This is a genomic window from Phytoamicus setariae (assembly GCF_016722925.1).
GTDB lineage: Bacteria > Pseudomonadota > Alphaproteobacteria > Rhizobiales > Rhizobiaceae > Rhizobium_E > Rhizobium_E setariae.
The window spans coordinates 409,224-416,839 of the sequence record NZ_JAEQNC010000005.1 but is presented as its reverse complement, the minus strand read 5'-3'; the positions used below and the strand labels follow the sequence as shown (position 1 = coordinate 416,839).

The window sequence follows — 7,616 nt, the reverse complement described above, 5'->3', positions numbered from 1 at the left end:
GGTCGACAAAGCTTCCGACTTTACCGACCTCTTTAATCGTAGCTACTAATCTATAGCAAAACCGCTTCTAGCGGTTCAAGCGCAGCGTTTCAAACCTCCACCTTTGGTGGAGGTCATGACTTTGGGTCCTTATCGAGGTCTCGGTTCTGTCAAGGTTTAACGAAGATATTTATTCTCGTTTACTATTTTCTGTAATCGATTTTCAATGAATGCCAGGTATATCTGTATGTCGGTGGAGTTGATATCTAACAAGCAAGGAGCTCTATATGATCAAGCATTTCGTAAGTTTCATGAATGACGAGTCTGGTGCTACGGCCATCGAGTATGGCCTCATCGCGGCGCTTATTTCGGTTGCCTTGATCACCGGCGCTTCAGCCCTTGGTAGTGCGCTGAACACCCAGTTCAATGCATTGTCGACCAAGCTGAACTACGCCGGCTGATTTCGACGCATGTATAGCATGCGCCTAACTCGGACGATGAAAGTGGCTCGCTCAATGCGGGCCATTTTGTTTTGTCAGATTCTCTTTTTAGTACGTATTGCGTCTATTCTTATCGTGAGATTACTTGGCGTTTACCGTGCTTGTTAAATGAAATTCAATGGGGTTGAAGTATTCTTTCAGGGGATCAGCGCTGGTGGCTGACGTAAAGGGAGTCTCGTATGACTAAGCATTTCAAGCGTCTCCTGATGGACGAGTCCGGCGCTACCGCTATCGAGTACGGTCTGATTGCGGCGCTTATAGCCACGGCGCTCATCGCGGGGGCTGGCACGCTTGGCAATGCATTGAACACACAGTTCAATGGGATCGCGGGACAGTTGAACGTCAGTTAGCCGCGGACTTTTACGTTCAAAATGGAAACTTGGAAGTCAATATTTTGTAAGCTCGCAGTTTGCGGCTTTTTAACTTCCTCTCGATAAAATCGCTTCATTCATAATTTTTCAAAGGGTCATGTATCGATGATTACCGCCGTCGTACTTGTGGTGTTTCCCATGTGCATGGCGATGGCCGCGTTCAGCGACCTGTTGACCATGACAATCCCCAATCGCCTGTCGATCGTGCTGCTTGCCAGCTTCGTGGCAATCGCTCCATTTGCCGGCTTGTCACTTCACGATTTCGCCCTGCATCTCGGCGCCGGCGCTGCGGTTTTTGCGGCCGGTTTTGCTCTGTTCGCTTTTGGAACCATGGGTGGTGGAGACGCAAAGATCCTGACGGCCAGCGCTGTGTGGTTCGGGTTCAACCCATCACTGCTCGTCTATATGAGCTATGTCGGCATTTTCGGTGGATTGCTGAGCCTCCTCATTTTGACGCTCAGGGCTAACCACAACCTGATCATCGTTTCCCGAATTCCCGTTCCGCAGACGATGCTGCACGCCAAGAAGGTGCCGTACGGCATTGCCATCGGCGCGGCGGCCTTTGCGGCGTTTCCCTCGATGCCGCTTGTGCGGGCCGTAACCGGTCTGGCTCACTAGGCCAGGCCCTCGCCATTCGGCTGCTGCTGGATAGCCCGCGTATCTCGCTTGCAGATGTTTATTTACGATTAACCATAAATGTAAGCGTAGCGTTAACCATAATTACACCAATTCCGTTCAATCCTGTGGCTTGAAATTGTTCCGAACGCAGGGATTACGGAATGAAGCCCGCCCGACTTATCATACTGTCCGTTGCGCTTGTTGCCGCTGGCGCTGCTGCATTCCTCGCGATGAAACTGACGGGCAAGCAAACGGTCGTGCAGTTGCAGGCCGAAACGGTGGTCCACAAGGAGCCGGTGATCAAGGTGCTCGTTGCCGCCGCAAATCTGCCGGTCGGCTCCCGCCTCACCGAGGACGCGATGCACTGGGCCGGATGGCCGGAGGGATCGCTGGTCGAGGGGTTCATCACCGAACAAAACCGTCCTGACGCGCTGACCGAACTCAAGAACGCCATCGTTCGTATGCCGGTTTTCGAGGGCGAGCCGCTCCGCGCCGAAAAGATAGCCGACCCCGGCAATGCAATCATGTCGTCGATCCTGCCGTCGGGAAAGCGTGCGGTCGGCACAGAAATCTCTGTCTCCACCAGTGCCGGCGGTTTCATCCTGCCGAATGACCGTGTCGATGTCATCATGGTCAGGAAGGAAGAGGGCGGCAGCGGTTATACGACCGAGACGATACTCACCAATATACGTGTCCTGGCAATCGATCAGGAAATCCAGGAAAAGGAAGAGGGTGCCAAGTCCGTCGTGGGCACGACAGCGACGTTGGAACTCAATCCGGACCAGGCTCGCGTGATCACCGTTGCCCAGCAAATGGCCGAGCGGTTGACGCTGGCGCTCCGCTCGGTCGCGGATGCCCAAGAGCCCGATTCGTTGGTGGCAAAGCACCTGCTCTCCGGCGACAGCGGCACACCGACGATCCAGGTCATCAAATCCGGTGTGATTCAGCAACTGAACGACACAGCATCCAAAGCTGACGAGAACAATTGAACAGGGGCAGATCCGTGAACATTTCCAATCGCAAAATTCTCGCTCCTTTCACCACAGCGCTCAGCCTTTCCCTGGCGATTTCGGGCGTGCCGGGTTTCGGCGATTCCGGCTTGCTTGGGATGCCCTCCGCACAGGCGGCGACCCGATCTATCTACAAGATCTCGCAGGTCGGCCCGGGCGTTAGCAAGAACATCAAGCTCGGCCTCAACAAGGCAATTGTGATTGACCTGCCGGTTGATGCTCATGACATTCTCGTCGCAAACCCCGAAGTCGCTGATGCGGTGACCCGCACATCGACGCGCCTTTACCTTTTCGGCAAGACCGTTGGTCAGACCAACGTCTTCGTTTTCGGCGCGGGCGGCGAGGAACTCGTCACCATCGATCTCGAAATCGAACGCGACATTTCCAATCTCCAGGCGCAGCTGTCGAGGTTCATCCCCGAATCCGACATCAAGGTCGAGATCATCTCCGATAATATCGTTCTGTCCGGAACCGTGCGCACACCGCAGGATGCCGCGCAAGCATCGCAACTGGCAGAAATCTTCGTCAAGGGCGGTGAAGCGACGACCCGAAACATCAGCGCCTCGGCGACTTCCGCGACCGGCGATGCGACCGTGGGCCTCTTCAACGAAGACCGCCAGCAATCGCAGATCGTCAACATGCTGACCATCGAGGCCGAAGACCAGGTGACCCTGAAGGTGACGGTCGCCGAAGTCAGCCGCCAGGTGCTGAAGCAACTGGGCTTCAACAGCTCGATTTCCGGCGACAACGGCTCGATCACGTTCCAGAATCCGACAAACCTCGGTGCATCGGTGAACGCCTTCGGCGATTCCGTTACCAAGGGTTCGATCGGCAGCCTGGATATTACGACCTTCGTCAATGCGATGGAACAGGCTGGCGTGATGCGGACGCTTGCCGAACCGAGCCTGACGGCGATCTCTGGCGAGCAGGCGAAGTTCAAGGTCGGCGGCGAGTTTCGCATAACATCGAGACAGGATGTTGATGATGACGGCGGCGTGACGCGGTCGACCGAAACAGTCGACTACGGCATCGAACTCAATTTCAAGCCGGTCGTCCTTTCGCCTGGACGAATCTCGCTCAACATCGAAACGAATGTTTCCGAGCCGACTTTTGAAGGATCCGTGGTCTCTCCGGGCGGAATACTGAAAAACGCCTTCGGTAAGTCTGTCGCCAACCGTTCGGGCTCCACATACATGGGCATTCGCAAGCGCGAGGCCTCGACAACCGTTGAGCTGCCGTCCGGCGGTTCCATCGTGATTGCCGGTCTGGTGCGCGACGATATCCGTCAGGCGACTTCGGGCTATCCGGGTCTTTCACGGCTTCCAATCCTCGGCACCCTGTTCCGCTCCCGCGATTACCAGCGCAATGAAACCGAACTCGTGATTATCGCGACCCCGTTCCTTGTCCGCCCGGTCGAACGCTCCAAGCTCGCGCGCCCCGACGACAATTTCAATCCCGAAGGCGACATCGCATCGTTCTTCTTGAACCGCGTCAACAAGGTCTACAGCCGCCGCGAAAACGCCAAGTCGCCGGGCCGGTATAACGGCACCATCGGCTACATTTACAAGTGAGAAGGGGACTATCTTGACCATGGAAAACACCAATCCCCTCGCGGCTCGGCCGATGAACACAGTGCTCAGGATAGGCACGGTTGCCACGTTGCTGGCAATGACCGCGCTGGTCAGTTCCTGTGGCTCGATGCGGCCTGATCGGCAGACGACAAACTCCATTCCCGACGACTACCGCACACGCCATCCGATCACGCTTGCCGAAGTCGAGCACAATCTCGATGTTCCTGTTGGCGCGGGGCAGGGACGGCTGACGCCGGGGACACGCGATATCGTCAAGGGCTTTGCGCAGGATTACCTGTCGCTCTCACGCGGCACGATCGCGGTCGCTGTTCCGGTGGGAGCGGCCAATTCCGGTGCTGCCAATGCGGTCCGCGCGGAAATTCGCAAGTCGCTCGCGGACGCCGGTATCGCCAGCGCCCGGATCATTCAGACCAGCTACAGTCCGCAATCCCCCGATGCTTCCGCGCCTGTCCGGCTCAGTTTCGTCGGGGTGACGGCCATCACAGACGATTGCGGCCAATGGCCGAGCGACCTTTTTGGCCCGACTGTAGTCGACAACACGAACTGGGAGAATTTCGGCTGCGCCACGCAACAGAACCTTGCTGCGCAGATCGCCAATCCCGCTGATCTTGTCGGGCCGCGCGGCATGACCCCAATCGACGCCCAGCGCCGGGCCGAGGTGATCCGAATCTATCGTGAAGGCTAGGCTGCGTAGAGCGGCAAAAGAACTCCGAACAGAAGCGACGGAACGAGACCATGAACGCAGTAGAATACGGCATCAACAGAGGCGAAGACGAGCCCGAAGCGGAAGCCCAGATTCGTCCGGGCGACCTCGACCATCTTCGCCCACTGCCGCGCATCTCGATTCACGGGTTTTGCGAAACCGAGAGCATGTACAGCCTGTTCGACAAGCTGGCGCATGATCGGCGCATGGCCAAAGTCAGCTTTCGCGTCAACCAGGGAAGTATTCAGGCGGCCGCGAACATGTTCGCGTCGGCGCCGACGCCAAACCTGATCCTGCTCGAGACAAGCGCACAGCCGTCCGCTATCATGGAGGAACTGGCGCCCCTTGCCGAAGTATGCGACCCCTCTACCAAGGTCGTCATTATCGGACGCTACAACGACATTCCGCTTTATCGCGAGCTGATCCGCAATGGCGTGTCGGAATACATGGTTTCACCAGTCTCGCTCGGCGAGCTCATCGCAGCGATTTCCTCGATCTTCATCGATCCGGAAGCCGAGCCGCTGGGACGCTGCGTCGCCTTCATCGGCGCCAAGGGCGGAGTCGGGTCGTCGACCATCGCGCACAATATCGCCTGGGGCATTTCATCGTTGTTTTCCCAGGAAGTCATTCTCGCTGACCTCGACCTTCCCTATGGCACGGCCAATATCGATTTCGACCAGGATCCTGCGCAGGGGATTGCCGAAGCCGTCTTTTCGCCGGAGCGGCTTGACGAGGTCTTCCTCGATCGCCTGTTGACGAAGTGCTCGGAGCGGCTTTCCTTGCTGGCCGCGCCCTCGTTGCTGGACCGTGCCTACGATTTCGACCGTACCGCCTTTCAGCCGATTCTTGACGTGCTTCAGCGTGCAGCACCCGTCAGCGTGCTCGACGTGCCCCACGCCTGGAATGAATGGACGCGCTCTCTGCTTGCCGATGTCGACGAAGTGGTGATCTGCGCGGCCCCGGATCTGGCCAACCTGCGTAATGCCAAGAATCTTTTCGATTCACTGAAAAAGCTGCGGCCAAACGACAGGACGCCGCACCTGATTCTCAATCAGGTGGGAATGCCGAAGCGGCCCGAAATTCAGCCGGCAGACTTCTGCGGGCCGCTGGAGATCCAGCCGGCGGCGATCATCCCATTCGATGCGCAACTATTCGGCACCGCCGCCAATTCCGGCCGTATGGTCGGGGAGTTGGATGCGAAATCGCCCATAGCCGAAATCATGTCGCAGATTGCGCATGTGGTTACCGGCCGTGCGACGGTGAAGAGGGCCAAGAAGGCCGGGCTTGCCAGCATTCTCGGCAAGCTTGGGAAGAAATAAAGTGAAATGACGGGTACGGAGCCGTAAAGCCGATGTTTGGCAGACGTGGAAATGAAGGTTTCGGCAAGTCGGGCGGTACGCAGGTGGCGCCTCCGGCTGCGGTTACGGCCGTTCAGCCGCCGCCGCTAATGCCGGCACAGGTTCCTGTGCTCGACGAGCCAATGCGCGAGTCCCAGCCGGTGCGCCATGTCGCGCCGCCGCCTCAGCCGCGCAAGCGCTCGGCGCGCTCGGAAGACTATTACCAGACCAAGACGCAGGTCTTCTCGGCGCTGATCGACACCATCGACCTTTCCCAGCTGGCGAAACTCGACACCGAGAGCGCGCGTGAGGAAATCCGCGATATCGTCAACGATATCATCACCATCAAGAACTATGCGATGTCGATATCGGAGCAGGAAGAACTGCTCGACGACATTTGCAACGACGTGCTTGGCTATGGTCCGCTCGAGCCGCTACTGGCGCGTGATGACATCGCCGATATCATGGTCAATGGCGCAGGCCAGACCTTCATTGAAGTCAGCGGCAAGATCGAGGAAAGCGAAATTCGTTTCCGCGACAATGCGCAGTTGCTGTCTATCTGCCAACGGATCGTGAGCCAGGTCGGGCGGCGTGTGGACGAATCCTCACCGATTTGCGATGCGCGCCTGCCGGATGGATCGCGCGTCAACGTTATTGCGCCGCCGCTGGCGATCGACGGCGCAGCGCTGACCATCCGCAAGTTCAAGAAAGACAAGCTGACGCTCGACCAGCTGGTGAAGTTCGGTTCGATCACGCCGGAAGGCGCAACCTTGCTGCAGATTATCGGTCGGGTTCGTTGCAACATCGTCGTCTCTGGCGGTACCGGCTCCGGCAAGACCACGCTTCTCAATTGTCTGACGCGCTACATAGATCTGACTGAACGCATCATCACCTGCGAAGACTCGGCCGAACTCCAGCTGCAGCAGCCGCATGTGGTGCGGCTTGAAACCCGCCCGCCGAACATCGAAGGCGAAGGCGAGGTGACGATGCGCGAACTAGTCAAGAACTGCCTGCGCATGCGGCCCGAACGCATTATCGTCGGCGAAGTCCGTGGCCCGGAGGTCTTTGACCTGCTGCAGGCAATGAATACCGGCCACGACGGTTCGATGGGCACCATCCACTCCAACAGCCCGCGCGAATGCCTGAACCGTATCGAATCAATGATCGCGATGGGCGGATTTACACTGCCGGCCAAGACGGTGCGCGAGATTATCACCGGTTCGGTCGATATCATCGTCCAGGCTGCACGCCTTCGCGACGGCTCGCGCCGCATCACCCACATCACCGAGGTCATCGGCATGGAAGGCGATGTCATCGTGACCCAGGATCTTATGCGCTTTGAGATCGAGGGCGAGGATGCCAACGGCAGGCTCATCGGCCGGCATAAGTCGACCGGCATCGGCAAGCCGCATTTCTGGGATCGGGCCCGATACTTCGGGGAAGACAAACGACTGGCAATCGCACTCGACGAGATGGAAGCGAAATCGCGGCAATAGTCGCCTGCAA

General features: G+C 57.8%; 8 protein-coding genes. All 8 read left to right on the top strand.

The annotated features are described in order from the left end of the window. Positions 1-266: 266 nt before the first annotated feature. The 8 genes from JJB09_RS11825 to JJB09_RS11790 all read left to right on the top strand — a co-directional run bounded on the left by JJB09_RS11825 (position 267) and on the right by JJB09_RS11790 (position 7,606). A complete protein-coding gene (locus JJB09_RS11825) occupies positions 267-440 on the top strand; it encodes a Flp family type IVb pilin (protein WP_201657886.1) in 174 nt (57 codons plus the stop codon). 218 nt (positions 441-658) lie between these two features. Next, positions 659-829 carry a Flp family type IVb pilin gene (locus JJB09_RS11820; RefSeq protein WP_201657883.1) on the top strand — a complete coding sequence of 57 codons (171 nt, stop codon included), beginning with the start codon at positions 659-661 and terminating at the stop codon, positions 827-829. A gap of 126 nt (positions 830-955) precedes the next feature. Next, complete coding sequence (locus JJB09_RS11815) at positions 956-1,468, top strand: A24 family peptidase (protein WP_201657880.1); 513 nt, start codon at positions 956-958, stop codon at positions 1,466-1,468. Between the two features lie 161 nt (positions 1,469-1,629). After that, positions 1,630-2,457, top strand: a complete 828-nt coding sequence (gene cpaB, locus JJB09_RS11810; RefSeq protein WP_201657877.1) for a Flp pilus assembly protein CpaB — start codon at positions 1,630-1,632, stop codon at positions 2,455-2,457. A gap of 14 nt (positions 2,458-2,471) precedes the next feature. After that, a complete protein-coding gene (locus tag JJB09_RS11805; protein WP_425523711.1) occupies positions 2,472-4,049 on the top strand; it encodes a type II and III secretion system protein family protein in 1,578 nt (525 codons plus the stop codon). A 19-nt stretch (positions 4,050-4,068) separates the two neighbouring features. Further along, a complete protein-coding gene (locus JJB09_RS11800) occupies positions 4,069-4,755 on the top strand; it encodes a CpaD family pilus assembly protein (protein WP_246748690.1) in 687 nt (228 codons plus the stop codon). A 50-nt stretch (positions 4,756-4,805) separates the two neighbouring features. Beyond that, positions 4,806-6,092, top strand: coding sequence for a CpaE/TadZ family protein (locus JJB09_RS11795; RefSeq protein ID WP_201657875.1), 1,287 nt, complete (start codon positions 4,806-4,808; stop codon positions 6,090-6,092). Between the two features lie 32 nt (positions 6,093-6,124). After that, entirely contained in the window at positions 6,125-7,606 is a 1,482-nt protein-coding gene (locus tag JJB09_RS11790; protein WP_201657872.1) for a TadA family conjugal transfer-associated ATPase, read from the top strand. Positions 7,607-7,616: the final 10 nt, after the last annotated feature.

Coding starts and splice junctions, on each gene's coding strand:
- JJB09_RS11820 (WP_201657883.1), top strand. CDS start 659: ATGACTAAGCATTTCAAGCGTCTCCTGATGGACGAGTCCGGCGCTACC.
- JJB09_RS11795 (WP_201657875.1), top strand. CDS start 4,806: ATGAACGCAGTAGAATACGGCATCAACAGAGGCGAAGACGAGCCCGAA.
- JJB09_RS11790 (WP_201657872.1), top strand. CDS start 6,125: ATGTTTGGCAGACGTGGAAATGAAGGTTTCGGCAAGTCGGGCGGTACG.
- JJB09_RS11815 (WP_201657880.1), top strand. CDS start 956: ATGATTACCGCCGTCGTACTTGTGGTGTTTCCCATGTGCATGGCGATG.
- cpaB (WP_201657877.1), top strand. CDS start 1,630: ATGAAGCCCGCCCGACTTATCATACTGTCCGTTGCGCTTGTTGCCGCT.
- JJB09_RS11825 (WP_201657886.1), top strand. CDS start 267: ATGATCAAGCATTTCGTAAGTTTCATGAATGACGAGTCTGGTGCTACG.
- JJB09_RS11800 (WP_246748690.1), top strand. CDS start 4,069: ATGGAAAACACCAATCCCCTCGCGGCTCGGCCGATGAACACAGTGCTC.